19 protein-coding genes are annotated in these 24,518 nt (G+C 66.7%); 18 read left to right on the top strand and 1 reads right to left on the bottom strand.

Annotated features, from left to right (window positions below):
* Positions 1-5: 5 nt before the first annotated feature.
* Positions 6-1,898 carry a histidine kinase gene (locus ACRWQA_RS01105; protein WP_434228912.1) on the bottom strand — a complete coding sequence of 631 codons (1,893 nt, stop codon included), beginning with the start codon at positions 1,896-1,898 and terminating at the stop codon, positions 6-8.
* 199 nt (positions 1,899-2,097) lie between these two features.
* Between ACRWQA_RS01105 and ACRWQA_RS01110 the strand changes: the two genes are divergently transcribed.
* From ACRWQA_RS01110 to purU, 18 genes are all read left to right on the top strand, one after another.
* Positions 2,098-3,381, top strand: coding sequence for an MFS transporter (locus ACRWQA_RS01110; protein ID WP_434228914.1), 1,284 nt, complete (start codon positions 2,098-2,100; stop codon positions 3,379-3,381).
* 197 nt (positions 3,382-3,578) lie between these two features.
* Entirely contained in the window at positions 3,579-7,343 is a 3,765-nt protein-coding gene (locus tag ACRWQA_RS01115) for a nitrate reductase subunit alpha (RefSeq protein ID WP_434228916.1), read from the top strand.
* Positions 7,340-8,902, top strand: a complete 1,563-nt coding sequence (narH, locus tag ACRWQA_RS01120; protein ID WP_434228918.1) for a nitrate reductase subunit beta — start codon at positions 7,340-7,342, stop codon at positions 8,900-8,902. The genes ACRWQA_RS01115 and narH overlap by 4 nt, the downstream gene beginning before the upstream one ends.
* Entirely contained in the window at positions 8,895-9,683 is a 789-nt protein-coding gene (narJ, locus tag ACRWQA_RS01125) for a nitrate reductase molybdenum cofactor assembly chaperone (protein ID WP_263582099.1), read from the top strand. The genes narH and narJ overlap by 8 nt, the downstream gene beginning before the upstream one ends.
* Before the next feature lie 12 nt (positions 9,684-9,695).
* Positions 9,696-10,373, top strand: a complete 678-nt coding sequence (narI, locus tag ACRWQA_RS01130; protein WP_263582100.1) for a respiratory nitrate reductase subunit gamma — start codon at positions 9,696-9,698, stop codon at positions 10,371-10,373.
* Positions 10,374-10,577: 204 nt separating this feature from the next.
* Complete coding sequence (locus ACRWQA_RS01135) at positions 10,578-11,396, top strand: peptidylprolyl isomerase (RefSeq protein WP_263582101.1); 819 nt, start codon at positions 10,578-10,580, stop codon at positions 11,394-11,396.
* 164 nt (positions 11,397-11,560) lie between these two features.
* Positions 11,561-12,145 carry a molybdenum cofactor biosynthesis protein B gene (moaB, locus tag ACRWQA_RS01140; protein WP_263582102.1) on the top strand — a complete coding sequence of 195 codons (585 nt, stop codon included), beginning with the start codon at positions 11,561-11,563 and terminating at the stop codon, positions 12,143-12,145.
* Positions 12,142-13,383: a molybdopterin molybdotransferase MoeA gene (locus tag ACRWQA_RS01145; protein WP_434228921.1), complete on the top strand. Its 1,242-nt coding sequence runs from the start codon at positions 12,142-12,144 to the stop codon at positions 13,381-13,383. Before moaB ends, ACRWQA_RS01145 begins: the two co-directional genes overlap by 4 nt.
* Positions 13,343-14,086, top strand: a complete 744-nt coding sequence (locus tag ACRWQA_RS01150; protein WP_434228922.1) for a Crp/Fnr family transcriptional regulator — start codon at positions 13,343-13,345, stop codon at positions 14,084-14,086. The genes ACRWQA_RS01145 and ACRWQA_RS01150 overlap by 41 nt, the downstream gene beginning before the upstream one ends.
* Before the next feature lie 44 nt (positions 14,087-14,130).
* A complete protein-coding gene (locus tag ACRWQA_RS01155) occupies positions 14,131-14,526 on the top strand; it encodes a putative zinc-binding protein (RefSeq protein ID WP_263582105.1) in 396 nt (131 codons plus the stop codon).
* On the top strand, positions 14,523-15,509 hold the full coding sequence (moaA, locus tag ACRWQA_RS01160) for a GTP 3',8-cyclase MoaA (RefSeq protein WP_434228924.1): 987 nt from the start codon (positions 14,523-14,525) through the stop codon (positions 15,507-15,509). The genes ACRWQA_RS01155 and moaA overlap by 4 nt, the downstream gene beginning before the upstream one ends.
* A gap of 101 nt (positions 15,510-15,610) precedes the next feature.
* The gene (locus tag ACRWQA_RS01165) at positions 15,611-16,648 is read left to right on the top strand and encodes a GlxA family transcriptional regulator (RefSeq protein WP_263582107.1); all 1,038 of its coding nucleotides are present in this window, start codon (positions 15,611-15,613) and stop codon (positions 16,646-16,648) included.
* Positions 16,649-16,885: 237 nt separating this feature from the next.
* Complete coding sequence (gene glyA / locus ACRWQA_RS01170; protein WP_263582108.1) at positions 16,886-18,184, top strand: serine hydroxymethyltransferase; 1,299 nt, start codon at positions 16,886-16,888, stop codon at positions 18,182-18,184.
* Positions 18,185-18,233: 49 nt separating this feature from the next.
* The gene (locus tag ACRWQA_RS01175; protein ID WP_434228927.1) at positions 18,234-19,484 is read left to right on the top strand and encodes a sarcosine oxidase subunit beta family protein; all 1,251 of its coding nucleotides are present in this window, start codon (positions 18,234-18,236) and stop codon (positions 19,482-19,484) included.
* Positions 19,485-19,496: 12 nt separating this feature from the next.
* The gene (locus tag ACRWQA_RS01180; RefSeq protein WP_263582109.1) at positions 19,497-19,880 is read left to right on the top strand and encodes a sarcosine oxidase subunit delta; all 384 of its coding nucleotides are present in this window, start codon (positions 19,497-19,499) and stop codon (positions 19,878-19,880) included.
* Positions 19,877-22,927 carry a sarcosine oxidase subunit alpha family protein gene (locus ACRWQA_RS01185; protein ID WP_434228929.1) on the top strand — a complete coding sequence of 1,017 codons (3,051 nt, stop codon included), beginning with the start codon at positions 19,877-19,879 and terminating at the stop codon, positions 22,925-22,927. The genes ACRWQA_RS01180 and ACRWQA_RS01185 overlap by 4 nt, the downstream gene beginning before the upstream one ends.
* Positions 22,920-23,555, top strand: coding sequence for a sarcosine oxidase subunit gamma (locus ACRWQA_RS01190; RefSeq protein ID WP_434228931.1), 636 nt, complete (start codon positions 22,920-22,922; stop codon positions 23,553-23,555). The genes ACRWQA_RS01185 and ACRWQA_RS01190 overlap by 8 nt, the downstream gene beginning before the upstream one ends.
* 93 nt (positions 23,556-23,648) lie before the next feature.
* Positions 23,649-24,515 carry a formyltetrahydrofolate deformylase gene (purU, locus tag ACRWQA_RS01195; RefSeq protein WP_434228933.1) on the top strand — a complete coding sequence of 289 codons (867 nt, stop codon included), beginning with the start codon at positions 23,649-23,651 and terminating at the stop codon, positions 24,513-24,515.
* Positions 24,516-24,518: the final 3 nt, after the last annotated feature.

The following is a 24,518-nucleotide window of genomic DNA, read 5'->3' on the forward strand; positions in this document are numbered from 1 at the left end:
GTGTCTCAGTTTCCTTGGTCGTGAAGGGTGGATTCGATCGCCGGCTGGCGGGAGATCAGGCGCGCCATCTGCGGCGTGAAGACGACTTCCACGCAGGTGCCGCCCTCTGCTCGGTTGGCCAGGCGCAGTTCGCCTCCCAGGGTATGGGCGCGGTCGCGCATGATGATCAGGCCGTAGTGCATCGGCGGCGAGTCGTCGTTCTCGAGCCCGACGCCATCGTCCTCGATGCGCAGCACGATGCGCGCCTCCTGGAACTTCACCGTGACGGCGGCCCAGTGCGCTTCGGCATGCTTGTGAATATTGCTCAGCGCCTCGCGGGCGACCTGCAGGACGTGGATCTCCTCGTTGGGATTGAGCAGGTGGGGCGGCACGTCGTAGTGCAGCTCCACCGGCGCACCCATGCGCTCGGAGAACTCTTCGGTGGTTTGCAGCAGGGCGGTCTGCAGGCCGGGCCCCTCGAGCTTGAGGCGGAAGGTGGTGAGCAGTTCGCGCAGCTGACGGTAGGCGCTGTTGAGTCCGGTGCGCAGCTCGTCGAACACCGCCGCCTGCATTTCGCGGGGCGCCTCCTTGGCCTGCATGCGCTCCAGTCGCGCCACCTGCATCTTGAGGTAGGAGAGCGACTGGGCCAGCGAGTCGTGCAGCTCGCGGGCGATGATGGTGCGCTCGTTCATCAGCGAGACCTGCTGCTCCTCCTCGATGCGCTGCTGCAGGTAAACCGCGGTGGCCAGCTGGTCGGCCAGGGCGTTGAGCAGGCGCCGCACGCTGTCGGAGAGGCGTTCGTCTTTGGGATGCCACACTTCCAGCGTGCCCAGCATCTCGTCGCCCACGCTCACCGGCAGCAGCACGCAGTCGCCATCCTCGGTATCGGAGAGGCGCAAGGGGCGAGGGGCGATCAGGCAGGCGTGGCAGTCGTGGTCGCGGCAGTAGTCCGGCCGTCGTGCGGCGTGGGTAGCGAGAATCGGTACCTGGCGATCGGCGTGAGGGTCGTTGAGAGACAGCCGGATGGGGCCGATGTCCAGCAGCTCGGCCACCCGGCGCAGCATGGGCGCGGCGCTGGTGCACAGGTCGTTGCCACCGCCGTAGAGCGAACGGCTGCCGTCGTGGAGCACCTGCATCACCTGGCTACTGCGCTCGAGCTCCCGGGTCTTGCGCTTGACCCGCTCTTCCAGGTCCGCGTAGCTGGTGCCGAGTTCCTCGGCCATGGTGTCGAAGGTGTGGCCGAGCAGGGCCAGCTCGTCCTCTCCCTTGAGCCGGGTGCGAACGGTGAAATTGTGCCGCGCCGCTTCACCGGCCAGCACCATCAGCTGGCGCAGCGGTGCCACCAGGTTGTGGCGGATGTCGTAGAGCGCGATGGCTACCACCACCGCCGTCAGGCCCAGGAACAGGATCTGCAGCGCACTGAGCAGGCGGATCTTGGCCTCGCTGTTCTGCTCGAGCTGCTTGACCATGGTGTCGATGTCGGCGACCAGGCCGTCCAGCGTACGGTTGAGCGACTCGATGTTCACCGAACGGCTGTCGACGGCCTCGTTGACTTCGGGGGCCAGGTCGTTGTGCCAGCGCGACAGCACCAGGCGGTACTGGCGCCGCAGGTCGTGGGCTTCGGAAACGGGGATGGCGCCGGTCAGCTCCTCGCTCGCCAGGCGCTCCTCGAAGCGGCGCTTGAGTACGTGCACCGCCGCCTGATGCTCCATCGAGGGGACGCGTTCGTAGCGCTGCAGGGCGGCGACGATCTGGTAGGTATTCATGCGCAGCGAGCCGGCGACGTTGATCGCAGCGGCATCGCCGCGGCTGCCGCCGGCCACCGCCATGGTCACCACGATGCTGATCAGGGCCATGGCGCTGATCGCCAGCAGGGAGGCGACGATGCGGGCCACGAGGGAGCGTTGCAGCAGTTTCATCGGGGGTGGGCAACTCCAGCAGTGATGCGGGGCATAACGACACTATAAACCCTCGCCGACACTATACCCCAGCGAGTGGTGGCGCATCCTACCGGGAGATGCGGCAGGCTGCTACCAAAGAGGTACCTCGTATGCCCTTTTGACGCTGGTTGGTGGCTAATCGAGAATCACTTTTGACTACGCCACGAGACCCGCCGTCATGACGTCCGCCGAAACAGCCCCGGCCGCGGACCTGCAGGTCGACTATCGTTCGCTGGTGGTCGTGCTGCTGTCGCCGCTGGCCTTCGCCCTGGTATTTGCCAGCTGGACTATCTTTGCCGTGCTCGGCATCGAGCTGAAGCAGGGGCTGGGCTTCGGCGAGGTTCAGTTCGCCGTGCTGCTGGCCATGCCGATGTTTACCGGTGCACTGGCGGCGCTGCCGCTGGCGGCTTTGGCGCGCCTGGTGGGCGGCCGGCGGGTGATGATCGGCTGCCTGCTGTGGATCTGTCCTCTGCTGTGGGCCATCGCCCACGCCGACGATTACTGGGAATTCCTGCTCGCCGGCGCCGGCCTGGGAGTGGGGGCCGGCTCGCTGGCCGCGGGGCTGGTCTACGTGGCAGCGCTGTGTCCGCGGCGCCACGCCGGCCTGGCGCTGGGGCTCTACGGTGCCGGCATGCTCGGTGCGGGGCTGACCTATTTCCTGCTGCCGCTGATCAGCCAGGCCTACGGCTGGCCCATGGCGCCCAAGCTCTACCTGCTGCCGATCCTGCTGGTAACGTTGTTGCTGTGGCTGTTCGCCGAAGACGACCCGCTCCGGCGCGGCGGGCTTCGCGACGTGCCCGCCCAGTTGATGATGCGCTCCGGCGGGCTGCCGCCGCCCGCGGTGTGCCGCCTGGCGCTCTACTACAGCTTCTTCTATGGCGCCTTCGTGGCGCTGGCACTGTGGCTGCCCGCCTATCTCATGGCGCAGTACGGTCTTTCGCTGATGGCAGCCGCGCTGTGGGCGCTGGTCTTCACCCTACCCGGCGGGCTGGGGCAGATCCTCGGCGGGGCGCTGGCCGACCGGCGCGACTTCCGCGAGCTGCGCTGGTGGGTCAGCGCCTGCGTGATGGCCTGCCTGTTCCTGCTCTCCTACCCCGACTTCACCATGCAGATCCACGGCGTGTACGGCGATCTGACGCTGGATTTCTCCATGCCGCTGGCCGGCTTCGCCGCGCTTCTCGCGGTCATGGGCCTGTCCATGGGCATCGCCAAGGGCAGCCTGATGTGCTTGATCCACCGCGACCATGGCGACGACATGGTGCGCTCTGGTGGGCTGGCGCTGGCCCTCGGCGGGCTGTTCGCTGCTCTGCTGCCGCTGATGTTCGTGCTCGGCAACGAGTGGGTTGGCGTGCGCACCGCCGGCTTCATGTTCCTCTACGCCGCGCTGGCACTGTGCATGCTGGTGATGCTCTGGGAAGTAAGCAGCCGCGCCCGCTCGCGGCGCCTTGCCAAAGGGGATTAACCCCTTTCTTCGGGCCGCCTATCACCTTGTGGGTAGACGAGGTGTATATGGAGGTAACCGGGCAGTAATCCGCGTTTCGATCCTCCAGAATCCTTTTCAAGCACCTGCCTGACGATCGTGTCGAACACGTCGCGCGACACGGCAGGCGGGGTGGCCCGGGCGGCCACGCATCACATCAAGGAGCCTGGAGATCGACCATGAGTCACTTCTTAGATCGGCTGAATTTCTTCCGCAAGGCGCGCGAGCCCTTCGCCAATGGCCATGGCGAGACCCGCGAAGAATCCCGTGGCTGGGAGGACGGCTACCGTCAGCGCTGGCAGCACGACAAGATCGTGCGTTCCACCCACGGCGTGAACTGCACCGGCTCCTGCAGCTGGAAGATCTACGTCAAGAACGGCCTGGTCACCTGGGAGACCCAGCAGACCGACTATCCGCGCACCCGCCCGGACCTGCCCAACCATGAGCCGCGGGGCTGCCCGCGTGGCGCCAGCTACTCCTGGTACATGTACAGCGCCAACCGCCTCAAGTACCCGCTGATCCGCAAGCCGCTGCTCAAGCTGTGGCGCGAGGCCAAGCAGCAGCACGGCGACCCGGTCGATGCCTGGGCCTCCATTGTTTCCGACCCGGCCAAGACCAAGCAGTACAAGCGTGCCCGCGGCATGGGCGGCTTCGTGCGGGCCAACTGGGACGAGCTCAACGAGCTGATCGCCGCCTCCAACGTCTACACCGCCAAGCAGTACGGTCCGGACCGCATCATCGGCTTCTCGCCGATTCCCGCCATGTCGATGGTCAGCTACGCCGCGGGCAGTCGCTACCTGTCGCTGATCGGCGGCGTGTGCATGAGCTTCTACGACTGGTACTGCGACCTGCCGCCGGCCAGCCCACAGACCTGGGGCGAGCAGACCGACGTGCCGGAATCGGCCGACTGGTACAACTCCGGCTACATCATCGCCTGGGGTTCCAACGTGCCCCAGACCCGTACCCCGGACGCCCACTTCTTCACCGAAGTGCGCTACAAGGGCACCAAGACCGTCTCCATCACCCCGGACTACGCCGAGGTCTCCAAGCTCACCGACGAGTGGCTGTCGGTCAAGCAGGGCACCGACGCCGCGCTGGGCATGGCCATGGGCCACGTCATCCTCAAGGAGTTCCACCTCGACAAGCCCAGCACCTACTTCACCGAGTACGTGCGCAAGTACTCCGACATGCCCTTCCTGGTCGAGCTGGAAGCCCGTGAAGACGGCAGCTTCGTGCCCGGCAAGCAGCTGCGCACCAGCGACTTCGAAGGCAACCTGGGCCAGGACAACAATCCCGAGTGGAAGACCGTGGCGTGGGACGAGCTGTCCGACCGCCTCGTCGTGCCGAACGGCTCCATCGGTTTCCGCTGGGGTGAGAAGGAAGAGGTCCAGGGCAAGTGGAACCTCGAGGAGCGCGATGCCGACGGCTCGGAGATCAAGCCGCTGCTGACCCTGGCCGAGCACCACGACGACGTGGCCAAGGTGGCATTCCCCTACTTCGGCGGCATCGCCCACGAGCACTTCGACCACGTGGCCGGCAACGAGCTGCTGTTCCACAGCCTGCCCGCCAAGCGCCTGAAGAAGGCCGACGGCACCGAGGTGCTGGCCGTCACCGTCTTCGACCTGATGTGCGCCAACTACGGCATCGACCGCGGGTTTGGCAAAGAGGGCGAAGACGACGGCGCCACCTCCTACGACCAGGTCCGCCCCTACACCCCGGCCTGGCAGGAGAAGATCACCGGCGTGCCCGCCGAGCAGGTCGCCCGTATCGCCCGTGAGTTTGCCGACAACGCCGACAAGACCCGGGGTCGCTCCATGGTCATCGTGGGTGCCGCGATGAACCACTGGTACCACATGGACATGAACTACCGCGGCCTGATCAACATGCTGGTCATGTGCGGCTGTATCGGCCAGAGCGGCGGCGGCTGGGCCCACTATGTCGGCCAGGAGAAGCTGCGCCCGCAGACCGGCTGGACCCCGCTGGCCTTCGGTCTCGACTGGCAGCGCCCTCCGCGCCACATGAACTCCACCTCGTTCTTCTACAACCACTCCTCCCAGTGGCGCTACGAGAAGCTCGAGATCAAGGAAATCCTGTCTCCGCTGGCCAACCCGGCCGACTACAGCGGCAGCTTGATCGACTTCAACGTGCGCTCCGAACGCATGGGCTGGCTGCCCTCCGCGCCGCAGCTCAACGCCAACCCGCTGCGCCTGGCCGAAAAGGCCAAGGCCGCCGGCCTGTCCACCAAGGACTACGCCGTCCAGCAGCTCAAGAGCGGCGAGCTGGCGTTTGCTGCCGAGGACCCGGATAGCGAGCAGAACTTCCCGCGCAACATGTTCATCTGGCGCTCCAACCTGCTGGGCAGCTCCGGCAAGGGCCACGAGTACATGCTCAAGTACCTGCTGGGTACCCGCCACGGTATCCAGGGCAAGGACCTGGGCGAATTCGGCGGCCAGAAGCCGGAAGAGGTGAAGTGGCACGACGAGGCGCCGGAAGGCAAGCTCGACCTGGTGGTCACGCTCGACTTCCGCATGTCCTCCACCTGCCTCTACTCCGACGTGGTGTTGCCGACGGCCACCTGGTACGAGAAGAACGACCTCAACACCTCGGACATGCACCCGTTCATCCACCCGCTGACCGCGGCCACCGACCCGGCGTGGGAGTCGCGCAGCGACTGGGACATCTACAAGGGCATCGCCAAGGCGTTCTCCGAGGTGTGCGTGGGTCACCTGGGCGAGGAGACCGACCTGGTCACCCTGCCGCATCAGCACGACTCCCCGGCGGAGCTGGCCCAGCCCGAAGTGAAGGACTGGAAGAAGGGCGAGTGCGAGCCGATCCCCGGCAAGACCATGCCGGCGCTGATCGAGGTCAAGCGCAACTACCCGGAAACCTACGAGCGCTTCACCTCCATTGGGCCGCTGCTCGAGACCATCGGCAACGGCGGCAAGGGCATCGCCTGGAACACCGAGTCCGAGGTCGAGCTGCTCGGCAAGCTCAACTACCGCAAGACCGAAGGGCCGCACAAGGGCCGGCCGAAGATCGAGACGGCCATCGACGCCGCCGAGATGATCCTGACCCTGGCGCCGGAAACCAACGGCCAGGTGGCGGTCAAGGCGTGGGGTGCGCTGTCCAAGATCACCGGGCGCGACCACACCCACCTGGCGATCAACAAGGAAGAGGAGAAGATCCGCTTCCGCGACATCGTCGCCCAGCCGCGCAAGATCATCTCGAGCCCGACCTGGTCCGGCCTGGAGGACGAACACGTCTCCTACAACGCCGGCTACACCAACGTCCACGAGCTGATTCCGTGGCGCACCGTCAGCGGCCGCCAGCAGTTCTACCAGGATCACCCCTGGATGCGCGCCTTCGGCGAGAGCCTGCTGGTCTACCGTCCGCCGATCAACACCAAGACGATCACCGGCTTCACCATGCCGGAGGACAACGGTAACCCGACCAAGGCGCTGAACTGGATCACGCCGCACCAGAAGTGGGGCATCCACTCCACCTACAGCGACAACCTGCTGATGCTGACGCTCAACCGCGGCGGCCCGGTGGTGTGGATGTCGGAGACCGACGCCCAGGAGATCGGCATCGAGGACAATGACTGGATCGAGCTGTTCAACGCCAACGGTGCGATCACTGCGCGGGCCATCGTCAGCCAGCGGGTCAAGGCCGGCATGGTGATGATGTATCACGCCCAGGAGCGCCAGGTGAACGTGCCGGGCTCCGAGGTCACCAAGACCCGCGGCGGCATGCACAACTCCGTGACCCGGGTCTGCCCCAAGCCGACCCACATGATCGGCGGCTACGCCCAGCTCTCTTACAGCTTCAACTACTACGGAACCGTTGGCTCCAACCGCGATGAATTCGTCCTGATCCGCAAGATGAAGAGAATCGACTGGCTGGACGGCGAGGGCAACGACAGCGTTCAGGAGGCCGTGAAATGAAGATTCGTTCCCAGGTAGGCATGGTCCTCAACCTCGACAAGTGCATCGGGTGCCACACCTGCTCGGTCACCTGCAAGAACGTCTGGACCAGCCGTGAGGGTCTGGAGTACGCCTGGTTCAACAACGTCGAGACCAAGCCCGGCATCGGCTATCCCAAGGAGTGGGAGAACCAGGACAAGTGGAAGGGCGGCTGGATGCGCCGCCGCGACGGCAAGATCGAACCGCGTATCGGCGGCAAGTGGCGGGTGCTGGCGAACATCTTCGCCAACCCCGACCTGCCCGAGATCGACGACTATTACGAGCCGTTCGACTTCGACTACCAGCACCTGCACACCGCCAAGCAGGGCGACCACCAGCCGGTGGCGCGTCCTCGCTCGCTGGTCTCCGGCGAGCGCATGAACAAGATCGAGTGGGGCCCGAACTGGGAGGAGATCCTCGGTACCGAGTTCGCCAAGCGCCGCAAGGACAAGAACTTCGAGCAGGTCCAGGCCGACATCTACGGCCAGTTCGAGAACACCTTCATGATGTACCTGCCGCGCCTGTGCGAGCACTGCCTCAACCCGGCGTGCGTGGCCTCGTGCCCCAGCGGTGCGATCTACAAGCGCGAGGAGGACGGCATCGTCCTGATCGACCAGGACAAGTGCCGCGGCTGGCGGATGTGCATCTCCGGCTGCCCGTACAAGAAGATCTACTACAACTGGAAGACCGGCAAGTCCGAGAAGTGCATCTTCTGCTACCCGCGCATCGAGGCGGGCATGCCGACCGTGTGCTCCGAGACCTGTGTGGGCCGCATCCGCTACCTCGGCGTGCTGCTGTATGACGCCGACCGCATCGAGGAAGTGGCCAGCTCGCCCGACGTGCGCGACCTCTACCACCGCCAGCGCGAGATCTTCCTCGACCCGCACGACCCCGAGGTGATCGCCCAGGCCAAGCGTGACGGCATCGCCGACAACGTGATCGCCGCGGCCCAGGCCTCGCCGGTTTACAAGATGGCCATGGACTGGGGGCTGGCGCTGCCGCTGCACCCCGAGTACCGCACCCTGCCGATGGTCTGGTACGTGCCGCCGCTGTCGCCGATCCAGTCGGCCGCCGAGGCCGGCAAGGTCGAGTACGACGGCGTACTGCCCAAGATCGAGTCGCTGCGCATCCCGGTGCGCTACCTCGCCAACATGCTCACCGCCGGTGAGGAGGAGCCCGTGGTGCTGGCGCTCAAGCGGCTGATGGCGATGCGCGTGTTCATGCGCAACCGCCACGTCGAAGGCAAGCACGACACCGAGGTGCTCGACGCGGTGGGGCTCTCCGAGGCCCAGGTAGAGGAGATGTATCGGTATCTGGCCATCGCCAACTACGAGGATCGCTTCGTGGTACCGACCAGCCATCGCGAGATGGCCACCGAAGCCTTCCCCGAGCGCGGCGGCTGCGGCTTCAGCTTCGGCGACGGCTGCCACGGCGAGAGCAAGCCGAGCCTGTTCAACGGTCGCAAGCAGACCAGCGCGCTGGTCAAGCCGGTAGACGTCTTCGATCCGAAGACGGGCGCCAAGGAGACTCACCATGGCTGATGCAGCACTGCAAATGACACACGACGACGCGGTTCGTCCCGAGCTCGGCATGCGCAGCCTGCGCGTGCTGGCCCGGCTGCTCGACTACCCGACCGAGGCGCTGCAGGAGGCTGCGGCCGACCTGATCGAGGCGCTCGACGCCGAGCGCCGCCTGCCGGCGGCGCTGCGCGGCGACCTGATGAGCTGGTGCCAGCGCATCAGTGAGGCCGACCTGCTCGAGCTGCAGTCCGAGTACGTGGCGCTGTTCGACAAGGGCCGCGCCCACTCGCTGCTGCTGTTCGAACACGTGCACGGCGAATCGCGTGATCGCGGCCAGGCCATGGTCGACCTGATCGAGGAGTACAAGGCCGCGGGCTTCGAGCTGGATGCCCGCGAACTGCCCGACTACCTGCCGCTGTTCCTGGAGTACCTCTCCACGCGCAGCGACGAGGAGATCGGCCGCTGGCTGGGCGAGATCCGCCACATCCTGGCGCTGCTGACCGCGCGTCTGGAAGAGCGCGGTGCCGACCAGGCCCTGGTCACCCGTGCGCTGCTGGCGCTGATCGGCGCCGAAGACGACGTCGAGACGAAGCGGGAAGCCGTGGTCAGCGAGACACGCGACGACACCCCCGAAGCGCTGGACGCGGTATGGGAAGAGGAGGCGGTGCGCTTCTCCGCCAAGTCCGACGAGGACTGTGCCCTGCAGTCCGCCGAGGGCCGGCGCCTTGCCGAACGCAAGCGGGCGATCCAGGGTGAGGCGGTTCGCATCCTCGACCCTGTCGATGCCGCCAAGAAACACTAACGGAGACCTGTCATGAACTACATCGATTCCCTACTGTTCGGGCTCTACCCCTACTTGGCCGGCAGCGTCTTCCTGATCGGTAGCCTGATGCGCTACGACCACGGCCAGTACACCTGGAAGACCGGCTCCAGCCAGATGCTGACGTCGAAGAACATGCGCATGGCCAGCAACCTGTTTCACGTCGGCATCCTCGTGATCTTCTTCGGCCACCTGGTCGGCCTGCTGACGCCGCACTGGCTCTATGGCCCCTTCATCAGTGCCGGCACCAAGCAGGTGCTGGCGGTGGTGGTCGGTGGCATCGCCGGTGTCATGTGCCTGGTGGGCGGCGCCATGCTGTTCTACCGCCGCCTGACCAACCCGCGGGTGCGCGCTTCCTCCAGCGCCATGGACACCGTGATCATCGGCCTGCTGGTGCTGCAAGTGACGCTGGGGCTGCTCACCATCCTGCCCACCCTGGGCCACCTGGACGGCAGCGCGATGCTGCAGTTCTCCGGCTGGGCACAGTCCATCGTCTACTTCCAGGGCGGCGCCGCCGCGCACCTGGAAGGTGTGAACTGGATCTACAAGCTGCACATCCTGGTCGGCCTGACCATCGTGCTGGTGTTTCCCTTCACCCGCCTGGTGCACGTGTGGAGCGCGCCGATGGGCTATGTCACCAGGCGCTACCAGATCGTTCGCCGCCGGGCTTGAGGTAAAGCTGGCTGCGCTCGCTCGGCTTCACAACCTCGGTGCCAGCGTGAGGGGCGCCGGGGGCAGGCCGAAGAGGAGGTCTTTTGCCATGGATGGCAAAAGTAGCGCCCAGGGATGGGTTCACAGCGCCTCCTCGAAGGCCTGCCGACGGAACAGCCCCGAGCTTGTATAGCCGCTTATGTCATGTATTAGAGGATCAGCACCATGCAAATGATCGAGATCGAACAGCTGCCGGGCCGTGCCGTTCCGCCGCCCATCAAGGTCGGCGGCAAGGCCATCGACGAGGACAGCATCGCCCGCGAGATGCAGTACCACCCGGCGGCGACAGCCGGCGAGGCGCAGCTTTCTGCCGCCCGCGCCCTGGTGGTTCGCGAGCTGCTGCGCCAGCGCGCCGTCGAGCTCGGTCTGGTGGCCGATACCGACGACGAAGGCGACAACGATGCCGCCATCGCTGCCCTGCTGGAGCAAGAGTTGGACGTGCCGGAGCCGGAAGAGGCGGCCTGTCGCCGCTTCTTCGACGCCGAGCCCGAGCGCTTCAGCGAGCCGACCCGCATTGCCGTGCGTCATATCCTGCTCGCCGCCGCCCCCGACGATACCGAAGCGCGCGATGCCCAGTACCGCCTGGGCGAGACGCTGATCGAGGAACTCCAGAGCATTCCCGAGCGCTTCACCGAGTTTGCCATGCGCCACTCCGACTGCCCGTCGAAGAGCGAAGGCGGCGAGCTGGGCTGGCTGGCGCCGGGGCAGACCGTGGCTGAGCTCGACCGTGCCCTGCAGCACCTGCCGGAAGGCCTGCACGACCGTCCGCTGGCCTCGCGCTACGGCTGGCACCTGGTCAGCATCGACCAGCGCAGCGGCGGCCAGCGCCTGCCCTTCGAGCAGGTGGCCGAGCGTGTATTGCATACCCTGCGCGAACAGGCCACCCGCCGCGCGCTGCGCCACTACCTGCTGGCGCTGGAAGAAGAGATCGGCGTTGAGGGGCTCGAGCTCGATGACAATGCCGCCGGCAGTTTGATGCAGTAGAAATGCCTGCGCGGGCGAATCGCTGTGTTGCGCGGTGCTCGCACTCCTCACCTAGAACCCACTAGGCTCCGGGTGCTGCGCTCCGTGCGCCTTGCGCTTCATCCCGCTCGGCGATTTCTCCACGTTTAATACGCTGCCTGCATGGCGGCAGTGAGGAGAACATCATGTCCCATGTTCACGCCAACGCCCGCTTCGTGCCGCTCGGCATTGCCGTGCTGACCGTCTCCGATACCCGCGGCTTCGACCGCGACGGCAGCGGCGACCTGCTCAGCGAGCGTCTCTCCGAGGCCGGCCATGCGCTGGTGGAGCGGCGCATCGTGCCCGACGACATCTACCGCATCCGTGCGGTGGTCTCCAAGTGGGTGGTGCGCGACGACATCCAGGTGATCCTGGTCAACGGCGGTACCGGCTTCACCGTACGCGACACCACGCCCGAAGCGTTGATGCCGCTCTTCGATCGGGCGATCGATGGCTACGGCGAGCTGTTCCGCCAGCTCTCCTTCGACAGCATCGGTACCTCCACCGTGCAGTCGCGGGCGGTGGGCGGCGTGGCCAACCGCACCCTGATCTTCGCCATGCCCGGCTCGCCCAAGGCCTGTGCCACCGCCTGGGACGGCATCCTTGCCAGCCAGCTCGACGCGCGCACCCGGCCGTGCAACTTCGTTGCCATGGTCATGCCCGAGCAACAGGCATGCGACTCGCGTGAGGCGGCTAAGGTGCCTGATCACGGTCAAGGAGTGCATGCATGAGCTGTGGCACCCTGGCCAAGGGTCTGCTCGACATAGAGGTGGCGAGGGCGCGCATGATCGCAGCGGCCGAGCCGGTGCGGGGCGAAGAACCCATCGCCTTGGAACGGGCCGCCGGCCGGGTGCTGGCGCGGGACCTCGAGGCGAAGCTCGACATGCCCGGCGTCGACAACAGCGCGATGGACGGCTACGCCTTGCGGCTGGCGGAGCTCAGCGATACCGGCCTGCCCGTCGTCTTGCGAGTGCCGGCGGGGGCCGGTGTCGCGGTTCTACCCGAGGGCGGCTGTGCGCGGATCTTCACCGGCGCGCCGGTGCCCGAGGGCGCCGACTGCGTGGTGCCCCAGGAGCGGGTGCGGCTGGACGAGGCGGGACGCGTGCATGTCATCGGCGAAGCGAAGCTCGGTGCCAACATTCGCCGCTGTGGCGAGGAGTATCGCGCAGGCGATCCCCTGCTACCGGCGGGCTGGACATTGGATGCCGCAGCCTTGGCGCTGCTGTCGAGCCAGGGTATCGCCGAGGTTCCGGTACTGCCGCGCCTCAAGGTGGCGTTGATCTCCACCGGCGATGAACTGATCGAGCCGGGCGAGCCGTTCGCACCGGGGCTGGTGTACGACAGCAACCGGGTGATGCTGAAGGCGCTGCTTGAACAGGCCGACTGCGACGTGCTCGATCTGGGAGTCATCGCCGACGACCCCATGGCCCTGCGGGAGGCGTTCAGCGCCGCCCGCGACGGCGCCGACCTGGTGGTGTGCACCGGCGGCGTCTCGGTGGGCGAGGAGGACCATGTGCGGCCCGTGCTCGATGCGCTGGGTGGGCTCTGGTTCCATGGCGTGGCGATCAAGCCGGGCAAGCCGTTCGCCTTCGGCTACCTGGACGACGGCTCGCCCGAGGGCGTGCCGCTGATCGGCCTGCCGGGCAACCCCGTGGCCTCACTGGTGGGTTGGCACCTGCTGGCCAGGCCCTTCGTGCAGGGCTGCCAGGGTCGCAACGTCGGGCCGTTACAGCAATATCGCGTCCGCGCCGGTTTCTCGCGGCGGGGTAGTCCGGGGCGGCGCGAGCTGCTGCGTGTCGTCATCGACTGGCAGGCTGGTCAACCGCTGGCCCTGCTGTCCGGCGGGCAGGGCTCCCACATGCTGCATGCCGCCAGCCAAGCGCACGGCTATCTGATGATGGCCGCCGATACCGACGTGGAGGAAGGTCATGAATACCACTATCTGCCCGCCGGACAGTTTGTCGACTGACCTGCTGTTCAAGCCCAAGCAGCTCCGCGAGCTGGTTCACGGCGTGCCCTGGTTGGGCGAATTGAACGATGATGAAGTCACCGAGCTGCTCGAGGATACCGAACTCAAGACGCTCAAGACCCGAGAGTGGCTGTTCCGCCAGGACTCCCCGGCCCACTGGCTCTACATCGTCATCAACGGTGCGGTGCGCCTGGCGCGTGGTGCCGGCGACGGCCGCCTGGCCACCATTCGCTGCGTCGAGCGCGGCGGCACCCTGGGCGAGCTGAGCATGGTCTCCAGTGCCGGGGTTTATCTCTACTCCGCCGAGGCGCTGCGCCGCACCCACGTGCTGGCGATTCCCGCCAAGCGCTGCCGCGAGATCATGGACCGCCAGCCCGCCTGCCGCGCCGAGTTCATGAGCCGCCTGGCGCTGGAGCTCACCGAACGTCTCGAGGACCTGGCGCTGCTGACCCAGGCCGACGCCATGTCGCGGCTGGTCAGCTACATCCTGCGCCAGCTGCCGGCGGGGCGCAGCAAAAGCCCGCGGGTGGTGCGCCTGTCGATCCCCAAGCGCTGGCTCGCCGCCCAGCTCGCCATGACGCCCGAGACCCTGTCGCGGTTGCTGGCCAAGCTACGCGACGGCGGCGTGATCGGCATCGATCGCCAGCGCCTGACGGTACTCGACGAACAGAAGCTGCGCGACGCCATGCTGGCCGACGACTGAGCCAACGGCACGTCGCGCCGCCAAGTCGTACATAGGGAGGTTTCATGTCCCGAACCGCGAACAAACCGCGCACCCTGGTCTACTCCTGCTCCGGCTGCTCCGACGTGGCGCAGCTGGCCAACGACGTGGCGGTGAGGCTCGACCACACAGGTGTGGCCGAGATGTCCTGTATCGCCGGCGTAGGCGGCGGCGTGCCCGGCCTGGTGCGCACTGCCCGCTCCGGGCGACCCATCGTCGCCATCGATGGCTGCCAGATGCACTGCGTGACCCACTGCCTGGACAGGGCGGGCGTAGTCGCCACCGAACACGTCAAGCTCTACGAGCAGGGCTTTCGCAAGCGCCGTGGCCAGAGCTACGACGACGAAATCGTCCATGAGGTGGCCGAGCAGGTCGGCGAGCTGATCGCCCGGCTGCCGATGGATGCCGAGGAAAACGCATGAGCCTGATCGACGGCTTCGGCCGCACCGTGCGCTACGTTCGCCTGTCGGTCACCGACCGCTGCGACTTTCGCTGCGTCTACTGCATGGCCGAGGAGATGACCTTCCTGCCTCGCGCCAGGCTGCTCACCCTGGAAGAGATCGCCACGCTGTCGCGGGCCTTCGTCGAGCTGGGCGTGGAGAAGATCCGCCTCACCGGCGGCGAGCCGCTGGTACGCCGCGGCATCGAGGAGCTGGTGGCCGAACTCGGCGCGCTGCCGGGCCTGCGTGACTTTGGCATGACCACCAATGGTGCCGGGCTGGTCAAGCATGCCCGCGCCCTGCGCCAGGGCGGGCTCAAGCGGCTCAACGTCAGCCTGGATTCGCTGGTGTCCGAGCGCTTTCGCGCCCTGACCCGCACCGGCGACCTGGCCAAGGTCATCGACGGCATCCGCGCCGCTCATGACGCTGGCTTCGAGCGTATCAAGCTCAACGCGGTGATCCTCAAGGGACGCAACGACGACGAGGTGCTCGACCTGGTCGCGTTCGCCCGTAAGGAGCAGGTGGACATAAGCTTCATCGAGGAGATGCCGCTGGGCCAGAACATCGGCCACGACCGCGCCGAGACTTTTTGCTCCAGCGATGACGTGCGCGCCGCCATCGAGGCGCGCCACACGCTGCTGCCCACCACCGAGACTACCCTGGGGCCGTCGCGCTATTTTCGGATGGTTGACTCGGACATCCGGGTCGGCTTTATCTCGCCGCACAGCCACAACTTCTGTGCCGCCTGCAACCGCGTACGCGTCACCGCCGAAGGCCGCCTGCTGTTGTGCCTGGGCAACGAGCACTCGGTCGACCTGCGCGCCGTGATGCGCCGCCACCCCGGCGACCTCGAACGGCTCAAGGCCGCCATCGTCGTCGCCATGCAGAAGAAGCCCGAGCGGCACCACTTCACTACCGACGGCGACGTCCAAGTCGTTCGCTTCATGAACATGACCGGGGGCTGACGGCGACTGGCCCCGTCGGTTCGTTTTGCTGGCTTGACCAGCACGGGCGTCAAGGGCAATGTCGGGGTAGAGTATCGAGCCCTGCCCAAAGGTCGTTCCCCATGAACCCGGTCGCCCAGCAAGAGCCGCTCTCGGTCGGCTTCGTCCTGCTGCATCGCTTCACCCTGCTGCCCTTCGCGGCCTTCGTCGACTGCCTGCGCCTGGCGGCCGACGAGGGCGATCGCAGCCGTCAGTTGCGCTGCCACTGGACCTTCATGACCAGCACCGGGGAGCCGGCGGCCTCCAGCTGCGGGGCCTCCATCACGCCATGCCAACCCTTCCAGGACCCGCAGGAGTTCGACTACATCGTGGTGATCGGTGGCGTGCTGGACGATGCCGACCGGGCCGATACCACGGCGCTGGCCTACCTACGCCGGGCGGCGAATGCCCAGGTACCGCTGGTGGGGCTGTGTACCGGCGTTTTCGCCCTGATCCAGGCCGGCCTGATGAACGGGCGGCGCTGCTGTGTCAGCTGGTACCACCATCGCGACATGATCCAGCGCTTTCCCACCATCGAGCCGGTGGCCGACCGGCTGTTCGTCGACGATGGCGACCGCCTGACCTGCGCGGGTGGTTCGGCGGGGGCGGACCTGGCCGCCTATCTGGTCGAGCGGCACCTGGGCAAGGCCTGGGCGATGAAGAGCCTGCGCATCATGCTGCTCGATGAGGCGCGTATCGGTGCACACCCGCAGCCGCAGCCGGTGGTGTTCGGCAAGATCGAGGATCGCCTGGTGCGCCGCTCCATCGCCGTGCTCGAGCAGCATCTCGGCGAGCCGATATCCATGGAAACGCTGGCGGAGCGGGTCGGCACCTCGCGGCGCAACCTGGAGCGGCGGTTCCGCGAAACCCTGGGTGTCGGGCCGCAGAAGTTCGCGCGCGATCTGCGGCTGCGCTATGGGCTGTGGCTGCTGCACTACACCGGCAAGAGCGTCACCGAGATCGGCGAGCGCTGCGGCTTCGCCGACACGGCCCATTTCTCGCGTCATTTTCGCAGCGCCTTCGGCATGCCGCCGTCGGAGATGCGCAAGCGTGCCGAGGAGCCAGGCAGCGACCGGGTCGACCCTTTCTTCCTGCATATCGAGTCCCGGCCTGCGGTCTGATCGTCATGTCGCTATCTCCCGCCTCACGGGTGCTCTGGCCGTATGAGCGTCACCAGAAGGGTGGCGTTCGCCTAAAGTGGTAGGCCAACCCCGGCGGTGCCTGTCGTTCAGCAAAGCTGTCGCATTTATTCAATCTTTCTCTCTCTTGTGGGCCTTTAATCGGAGCATGAGCCGAAACCCTCCGCGCCCCCTGCGGGTAGCCGATAGATTCAACAGCCAGAACAACAGGAGCCAGTCATGAACCAAGCCGGACTCGCGTCATTCGATTCCCAGATCGCCGCCGCCATCGCCGAAGAGGTGGCGCGTCAGGAGGCGCACGTCGAGCTGATCGCCTCGGAAAACTATGCCAGCCGCGCGGTCATGGAGGCCCAGGGCACCCAACTGACCAACAAGTACGCCGAAGGCTACCCGGGCAAGCGCTACTACGGCGGCTGCGAGCACGTCGACGTGGTCGAGAAGCTCGCCATCGAGCGTGCCTGCGACTTGTTCGGTGCCGACTACGCCAACGTCCAGCCCCACTCCGGCGCTCAGGCCAACGCCGCCGCCTTCATGGCGTTGGTCAAGCCGGGCGACACCGTGCTCGGCATGAGCCTGGCCCACGGCGGCCACCTGACCCACGGTGCCGCGCCCAACTTCTCCGGCAAGCACTACCATGCGGTGCAGTACGGCCTGAACCCCGAGACGGGCGAGATCGACTACGAAGAGGTCGAGCGCCTGGCGCGTGGCCACAAGCCGAAGCTGATCATCGCCGGCTTCTCCGCCTACTCCCGTGTGGTCGACTGGCGGCGCTTCCGCTCCATTGCCGATGAAGTCGGCGCCTGGCTGATGGTCGACATGGCCCACGTAGCGGGCCTGGTCGCCGCCGGCCTCTACCCGAGCCCGATTGCTCACGCCCATGTGGTCACCACCACCACCCACAAGACCCTGCGCGGCCCGCGCGGTGGCCTGATCCTCTCGGCCCACGGCGACCCGGAGCTGTACAAGAAGCTCAACGGCGCGGTCTTCCCTGGCCAGCAGGGTGGCCCGTTGATGCACGTGATCGCGGCCAAGGCGGTGGCCTTCAAGGAGGCCATGAGCCAGAGCTTCGTGCAGTACCAGCAGCGAGTGATCGACAACGCCCGCACCATGGCCAAGGTGTTCTTGGACCGCGGTTACGACGTCGTCTCCGGCGGCACCGACGACCATCTGTTCCTGGTCTCGCTGATCCGCCAGGGCGTGACCGGCAAGGATGCCGATGCGGCGCTGGGCCGCTCGCACATCACCGTCAACAAGAACGCCGTGCCCAACGACCCGCAGAGCCCCTTCGTTACCTCCGGCCTGCGTATCGGCACCCCGGCGGTGACTTCGCGTGGCTTCGACGTGGCCGACTGCGAGGCGCTGGCCGGTTGGATCTGCGACATCCTCGACGTGCTGGCCGAGCAGGGCAACACCGATGCCGTGGAAGCCGAGGTGCGCGAGAAGGTCGCCGAGCTCTGCCTGCGGCACCCGGTCTACGGTGCCGCCCCGGCAGCGGCGCAAGAAACCGCTACCGCCTGAACCCGTATGGGCCGGCCCTGCCTGGCAGGGCCGGTCGAGGAGAGAGAAGATGCAACGCTATTCAGGTTTCGGGCTGGCCAAGCACGCCCTCAGTCACCACGAGAACTGGGAGCGCCAGTGGCGCAACCCCACTCCCAAGAAGCAGTACGACGTGATCATCGTCGGCGGCGGTGGCCACGGCCTGGCCACTGCCTACTACCTGGCGAAGGAGTTCGGCGTCAAGAACGTGGCGGTGATCGAAAAGGGCTGGCTGGGCGGCGGCAATACCGCTCGTAACACCACCATCGTGCGTTCCAACTACCTGTGGGACGAGGCGGCGGCCCTCTACGAGCACTCCATGAAGCTGTGGGAGGGGCTCTCCCAGGACCTGAACTACAACGTGATGTTCTCCCAGCGTGGGGTGCTCAACCTGGGCCACACCCTGCAGGACATGCGTGACATCCAGCGCCGGGTCAATGCCAACCGTCTGAACGGTATCGACGGCGAGGTGCTGGACGCCAAGGGCGTGCAGGAACTGGTGCCGATCATGGACTGCTCCAAGAATGCCCGCTACCCGGTGCTGGGAGCCTCCTGGCAGTCGCGCGCCGGTGTGGCCCGCCACGACGCCGTGGCCTGGGGCTATGCCCGCGGCGCCGACGCCCATGGCGTGGATATCCTCCAGCAGACCGAGGTCACCGGCTTCAAGATCCGCGACGGTCAGGTCTATGGCGTACACACCAACCGTGGCGACATCGAGGCCAAGACCGTGGGCTGCGTGGCCGCCGGTAACTCCGGTGTGCTGGCCAAGATGGCCGGCTTCCGCCTGCCGCTGGAATCGCACCCGCTGCAGGCCCTGGTCTCCGAGCCACTCAAGCCGATCCTCGACACCGTGGTGATGTCCAACCACGTGCATGGCTATATCAGCCAGTCGGACAAGGGCGACCTGGTGATCGGCGCCGGCATCGACGGCTACAACGGCTACGGCCAGCGCGGCAGCTACCCCACCGTGGAGCACACCCTGCAGGCCATCGTCGAGATGTTCCCGATCTTCTCCCGGGTGCGCATGAACCGCCAGTGGGGCGGCATCGTCGACACCTGCCCGGACGCCTGCCCGATCCTCTCCAAGACCCCGGTGAAGGGCCTGTTCTTCAACTGTGGCTGGGGCACCGGTGGCTTCAAGGCCACCCCGGGCTCGGGCCATGTGTTCGCCGCCAGCCTGGCCAAGGGCGAGATGCATCCCATCGCCGAGCCCTTCTCCATGTTCCGCTTCCATAGCGGGGCCCTGATCGACGAGCACGGCGCCGCCGGCGTGGCCCACTGAGGAGAATTCGCCATGTTCTATATCTACTGCCCCTACTGCGGCGAACACCGCGAGGAAGAGGAGTTTCACCCCAAGGGCCAGGCGCATATCGAGCGACCCAAGGACCCCGAGGCGTGCAGCGACGAGGAGTGGGGCGACTACCTCTTCTTCCGTGACAACCCCCGTGGTGTGCACCACGAGCTGTGGGTGCATGCGGTGGGCTGTCGCAAGTTCTTCAACGTCACCCGCCACACCGTGACCTACGAGATCCTCGAAACCTACAAGATGGGCGAACAGCCCCGTGTCACCGCCGAGAGCCAGCAAACGCAAGGCAACGTGCAGGTGGCCAGCGGCGGGCAACAGACCGTGGGTGCCACCAACGCCGCAGCGCCATCGGTCAAGGGAGAGCAGGTATGAGCCAGTCCAAGAAACAAGTGCACCGCCTGGCCAAGGGCGGTCGGATCGATCGCTCCCGCACCCTGAGCTTCACCTTCAATGGCCAGAGCTACCAGGGGCACCCGGGGGACACCCTGGCCTCGGCGCTGCTGGCCAACGGCGTGGACATCGTCAACCGCAGCTTCAAGTACTCGCGGCCCCGGGGCATCGTCGCCGCCGGCGCCGAGGAGCCCAATGCCGTCGTCCAGCTGGGCAGCACCGAGGCGGGCCAGGTGCCCAACGTGCGCGCCACCCAGCAGGCGCTGTTCGCCGGCCTGACCGCCCGCAGCACCAACGGCTGGCCCAATGTGCAGCGCGACCTGATGGGCCTGGTCGGCAAGGTGGGCGGCAAGTTCATGCCCCCGGGCTTCTACTACAAGACCTTCATGGCCCCGGCCTCCCTGTGGATGACCTACGAGAAGTACATCCGCAAGAGCGCCGGCCTGGGGCGCAGCCCCATGGAAGCCGACCCGGACACCTACGACCACCTGCACCAGCACTGCGACGTGCTGGTGGTGGGTGGCGGTGCCGCCGGCCTGGCCGCGGCCCTTGCCGCCGCGCGCAGCGGGGCCCGGGTGATCGTCGCCGACGAGCAGGAGGAGATGGGCGGCTCGCTGCTGGATAGCCGCGAGACCCTGGACGGCAAGCCGGCGGACCAGTGGGTGGCCCAGGTGCTCGAGGAGCTGGGCGGCTGCGAGAACGTTACCCTGCTGCCGCGCACCACCGCCAACGGCTACCACGACCATAACTTCGTCACCCTGCACGAGCGGCGCACCGAGCACCTCAGCGAAACCGCTCCGCTGGTGAACGGCCATCGTCCGGTCCGGTCGCGGATGCACCGCGTGCGTGCCGGCCAGGTGATCCTGGCTACCGGGGCTCACGAGCGTCCGCTGGTCTACGCCGGCAACGACGTGCCGGGTAACCTGCTGGCCGGCGCCGTCTCCACCTATATCCGCCGCTACGGCGTGGCACCTGGCAACAAGCTGGTGCTCTCCACCAGCAACGACTACGGATACCGCGCCGCCCTCGACTGGAAGGAGGCGGGTCGCGAGGTGGTGGCCATCGTCGATGCCCGCCAGGCTCCGGCCGGCGACTGGGTCGAGGCCGCCCGTGCCCAGGGCATTCGCATCATCGCCGGCAGCGCCGTGATCGAGGCCAAGGGCGGAAGCCGCGTCAGCGCGGCGCGGGTTGCCCAGATCGATATCGACGCCTTCAAGGTGACCGGCCAGGCCGAGACGCTGGCCTGCGACACCATCGCCAGCTCCGGCGGTTACAGCCCGGTCATTCACCTGGCCTCTCACACCGGCGCCCGGCCCACCTGGCGCGACGACCTCCTCGGCTTCGTGCCGAATCTGGTGAAGGGCGTGCAGGCCTGCGGCGGTGCCAATGGCACCTATGACCTGGGCAAGGTGCTCGCCGAGGGCGTGGAGGCTGGCGTCAAGGCTGCCGCCGCCACCGGTCATGCCGCCCCGGCGGTCAGCCTGCCCCAGGCCAAGACCTTCGAGCAGGGCCCGGCGGCACCGCTCTTCCAGGTGCCCCACGAGAAGCCGACCCTGCGCGCGCCCAAGCAGTTCGTCGACCTGCAGAACGACGTCACCGCGGCGGGCATCGAGCTGGCCACCCGCGAGGGCTTCGAGTCCATCGAGCACGTCAAGCGCTACACCGCCATGGGCTTCGGCACCGACCAGGGCAAGCTGGGCAACATCAACGGCATGGCCATTGCCGCTCGCTGCCTGGGCCGCTCGATCCCCGAGGTGGGTACCACGGTATTCCGCCCCAACTACACGCCGGTGACCTTTGGCGCCATCGTCGGCCGTCACTGCCGAGACCTCTTCGACCCCGAGCGTTACACCGCGCTGCACCAGTGGCACGTGGAAAATGGCGCCGAGTTCGAGGACGTGGGCCAGTGGAAGCGCCCCTGGTACTTCCCGCAGACGATCAACGGCAAGAAGGAGACCATGCACGAGGCTGTGGCCCGCGAGTGCCTGGCAGTGCGCGAGAAGATCGGTATCCTCGATGCCTCCACCTTGGGCAAGATCGACATCCAGGGGCCGGATGCCCGCGAGTTCCTCAACCGCATCTATACCAACAAGTGGTTGAAACTCGAGGTGGGCCGCGTGCGCTACGGCCTGATGTGCAAGGACGACGGCATGCTGATGGACGACGGTACCACCAGCTGCCTGGGCGAGAACCACTTCCTGATGACCACCACCACCGGTGGCGCCGCCGGCGTTCTGGAGTGGCTGGAACTGTGGCACCAGACCGAGTGGCCGGAACTGCAGGTCTATTTCACCTCGGTAACCGACCATTGGGCCACCATGACCATCACTGGCCCCGATGCACGCAAGCTGCTGGCCGAGATCACCGATATCGACCTCGATCGCGACACGTTCAAGTTCATGGACTGGCGCGCAGGCAAGGTGGCTGGCGTACCGGCGCGGGTGTTCCGCATCTCCTTCACCGGCGAGCTCGCCTACGAGATCAACGTCCAGGCCAACTACGCCATGCACGTCTGGAAGACCCTGTTCGAGCATGGCGACAAGTACGGCCTGACGCCCTACGGCACCGAGACCATGCACGTGCTGCGTGCCGAGAAGGGCTTCATCATCGCCGGTCAGGACAGCGATGGTTCGGTCACCCCCGAGGACCTGGGCATGCAGTGGGCAGTCGGCTACGACAAGCCCTACTCGTGGGTCGGCAAGCGGGCGCTGTCGCGCTCCGATACCCGCCGCACGGACCGCAAGCAGCTGGTGGGCCTCAAGCCGAAGGACCCCAAGGTGGTGCTGGAGGAGGGTGCGCAGATCGTCTTCGATCCCAAGCACGCCATTCCCATGCCGATGGTCGGGCACGTGACCTCGAGCTACTACAGCCCGACCCTGGACTCCGGCTTCGCCCTGGCGGTGGTCAAGGGTGGCCACAACAAGCTGGGCGAGACCGTCTACCTGCCCATGGGGGACGGCCGGACCCATGAGGCCGAAATCGTCAGTCCGATCTTCTACGACCCCAAGGGAGAGCGCCAGAATGTCTAACGCGGCTACCTTCGATACCCGTACCGATGGCGCCATCCCGGTGGAGTCATCGCTGGCCTACAGCTACCACCGCAGCGGTACCCCAAGGGTCGGCCCCCAGAGCCGCGTGATCCTGCGCGAGCGTGCCCTGCTGGGCCACCTGATCCTGCGCGGCGGTGCCATCGTCCTCGACGAGGCGGTACGCGAGGTGCTGGGCCTGGGCCTGCCCGGCCAGCCCCAGGGGCTGGTCGTGGATGTCAGCGGCGAACGCTCGATCCAGTGGCTCTCTCCGGACGAGTGGCTGGTGATCGTGCCCGGCGGCGAGGAGTTCGAGCTGGAGACCCGGCTGCGCGAGCACCTCGCGGATGCCCACTATGCCATCAGCGACGTCAGCGGCGGCCAGACCCTGTTGGAGCTTTCCGGCGAGGCGGCCCGTGAGCTGCTGATGAAGTCGGCGATCTACGACGTCCACCCCAGCCACTTCCCGGTGGGCAAGGGTGTGACCACGGTCTTCGCCAAGGCCACCGCCATCATCCGCCGCCCCTCCGAGGAGCGCTGGGAACTGGTGATACGCCGCAGCTTCGCCGATTATCTCTATCGTTGGCTGCTGGATGCCGGTGCAGAGTACGCCATCGGCGTGGAGAAGTGACTCGGCGTCTCGTTTGCCAGGCGCGTTTGGCCGGGGTTTCCCCGGCCTTTTTTCCATACGGGCCTTAATTGCGCTCGCCGCCGGAGGGGCAGCATGAACCGACACGATGACATCTGGATCATGGCCGCACAGTGTCCCAGCCGCCTGGGCACCGTGGACGTGGTGACTCGCTTTCTCAAGGAGCGGGGCTGCTACATCACCGAGCAGCAATCCTTCGACGACCGCCTGAGTGGCTGCTTCTTCATTCGCACCGAATTCCGTCCCGAGGAGGCCGGCTTCGATGCCGGCGCCTTCCAGACGGCCTTCGCCGAGCGCGCCGCCGAGTTCGAGATGAGCTTCGAGCTGACGCCGCCAGGGCGGCTGATGCCGGTAGTGATCATGGTCTCCAAGGCCGACCACTGCCTCAACGACCTGCTCTACCGCTATCGCACCGGCCAGCTACCGATCGAGATTCGCGCCATCGTCTCCAATCACCCCGACCTGGCGTCGCTGGCGGAGTGGCACGGCATTCCCTATCACCACTTCCCGATCACGCCGCAGACCAAGGCCGAGCAGGAAGCCCAGGTGCGGGAGGTAATCGATGCGAGCGGGGCGGAGCTGGTGATCCTGGCCCGCTACATGCAGGTGCTCTCGAGCGAGATGTGCACCAGGCTCTCCGGCCGCGCGATCAACATCCACCACTCGCTGCTGCCCGGCTTCAAGGGTGCGCGCCCTTACCATCAGGCCTACGAGAAGGGCGTAAAGCTGGTCGGCGCCACCGCCCACTACATCAACGACGACCTGGACGAGGGGCCGATCATCACGCAGGGCGTGGAGCCGGTCGGCCACGCCGACTACCCGGAGGATCTCGTTGCCAAGGGGCGCGACATCGAGTGCCTCACCCTCGCTCGTGCGGTGGCTCTGCACGTGCAGCGGCGCGTCTTCCTGAATGACAGCCGCACGGTCATCTTCGAGCGCTGATTT

The organism is Billgrantia sp. C5P2 (assembly GCF_051062895.2).

Coding starts and splice junctions, on each gene's coding strand:
- ACRWQA_RS01110 (WP_434228914.1), top strand. CDS start 2,098: ATGACGTCCGCCGAAACAGCCCCGGCCGCGGACCTGCAGGTCGACTAT.
- ACRWQA_RS01175 (WP_434228927.1), top strand. CDS start 18,234: ATGCAACGCTATTCAGGTTTCGGGCTGGCCAAGCACGCCCTCAGTCAC.
- ACRWQA_RS01105 (WP_434228912.1), bottom strand. CDS start 1,898: ATGAAACTGCTGCAACGCTCCCTCGTGGCCCGCATCGTCGCCTCCCTG.
- ACRWQA_RS01135 (WP_263582101.1), top strand. CDS start 10,578: ATGCAAATGATCGAGATCGAACAGCTGCCGGGCCGTGCCGTTCCGCCG.
- glyA (WP_263582108.1), top strand. CDS start 16,886: ATGAACCAAGCCGGACTCGCGTCATTCGATTCCCAGATCGCCGCCGCC.
- ACRWQA_RS01150 (WP_434228922.1), top strand. CDS start 13,343: ATGAATACCACTATCTGCCCGCCGGACAGTTTGTCGACTGACCTGCTG.
- ACRWQA_RS01155 (WP_263582105.1), top strand. CDS start 14,131: ATGTCCCGAACCGCGAACAAACCGCGCACCCTGGTCTACTCCTGCTCC.
- narH (WP_434228918.1), top strand. CDS start 7,340: ATGAAGATTCGTTCCCAGGTAGGCATGGTCCTCAACCTCGACAAGTGC.
- ACRWQA_RS01115 (WP_434228916.1), top strand. CDS start 3,579: ATGAGTCACTTCTTAGATCGGCTGAATTTCTTCCGCAAGGCGCGCGAG.
- ACRWQA_RS01165 (WP_263582107.1), top strand. CDS start 15,611: ATGAACCCGGTCGCCCAGCAAGAGCCGCTCTCGGTCGGCTTCGTCCTG.
- moaB (WP_263582102.1), top strand. CDS start 11,561: ATGTCCCATGTTCACGCCAACGCCCGCTTCGTGCCGCTCGGCATTGCC.
- moaA (WP_434228924.1), top strand. CDS start 14,523: ATGAGCCTGATCGACGGCTTCGGCCGCACCGTGCGCTACGTTCGCCTG.
- ACRWQA_RS01180 (WP_263582109.1), top strand. CDS start 19,497: ATGTTCTATATCTACTGCCCCTACTGCGGCGAACACCGCGAGGAAGAG.
- ACRWQA_RS01185 (WP_434228929.1), top strand. CDS start 19,877: ATGAGCCAGTCCAAGAAACAAGTGCACCGCCTGGCCAAGGGCGGTCGG.
- ACRWQA_RS01190 (WP_434228931.1), top strand. CDS start 22,920: ATGTCTAACGCGGCTACCTTCGATACCCGTACCGATGGCGCCATCCCG.
- ACRWQA_RS01145 (WP_434228921.1), top strand. CDS start 12,142: ATGAGCTGTGGCACCCTGGCCAAGGGTCTGCTCGACATAGAGGTGGCG.
- narJ (WP_263582099.1), top strand. CDS start 8,895: ATGGCTGATGCAGCACTGCAAATGACACACGACGACGCGGTTCGTCCC.
- purU (WP_434228933.1), top strand. CDS start 23,649: ATGAACCGACACGATGACATCTGGATCATGGCCGCACAGTGTCCCAGC.
- narI (WP_263582100.1), top strand. CDS start 9,696: ATGAACTACATCGATTCCCTACTGTTCGGGCTCTACCCCTACTTGGCC.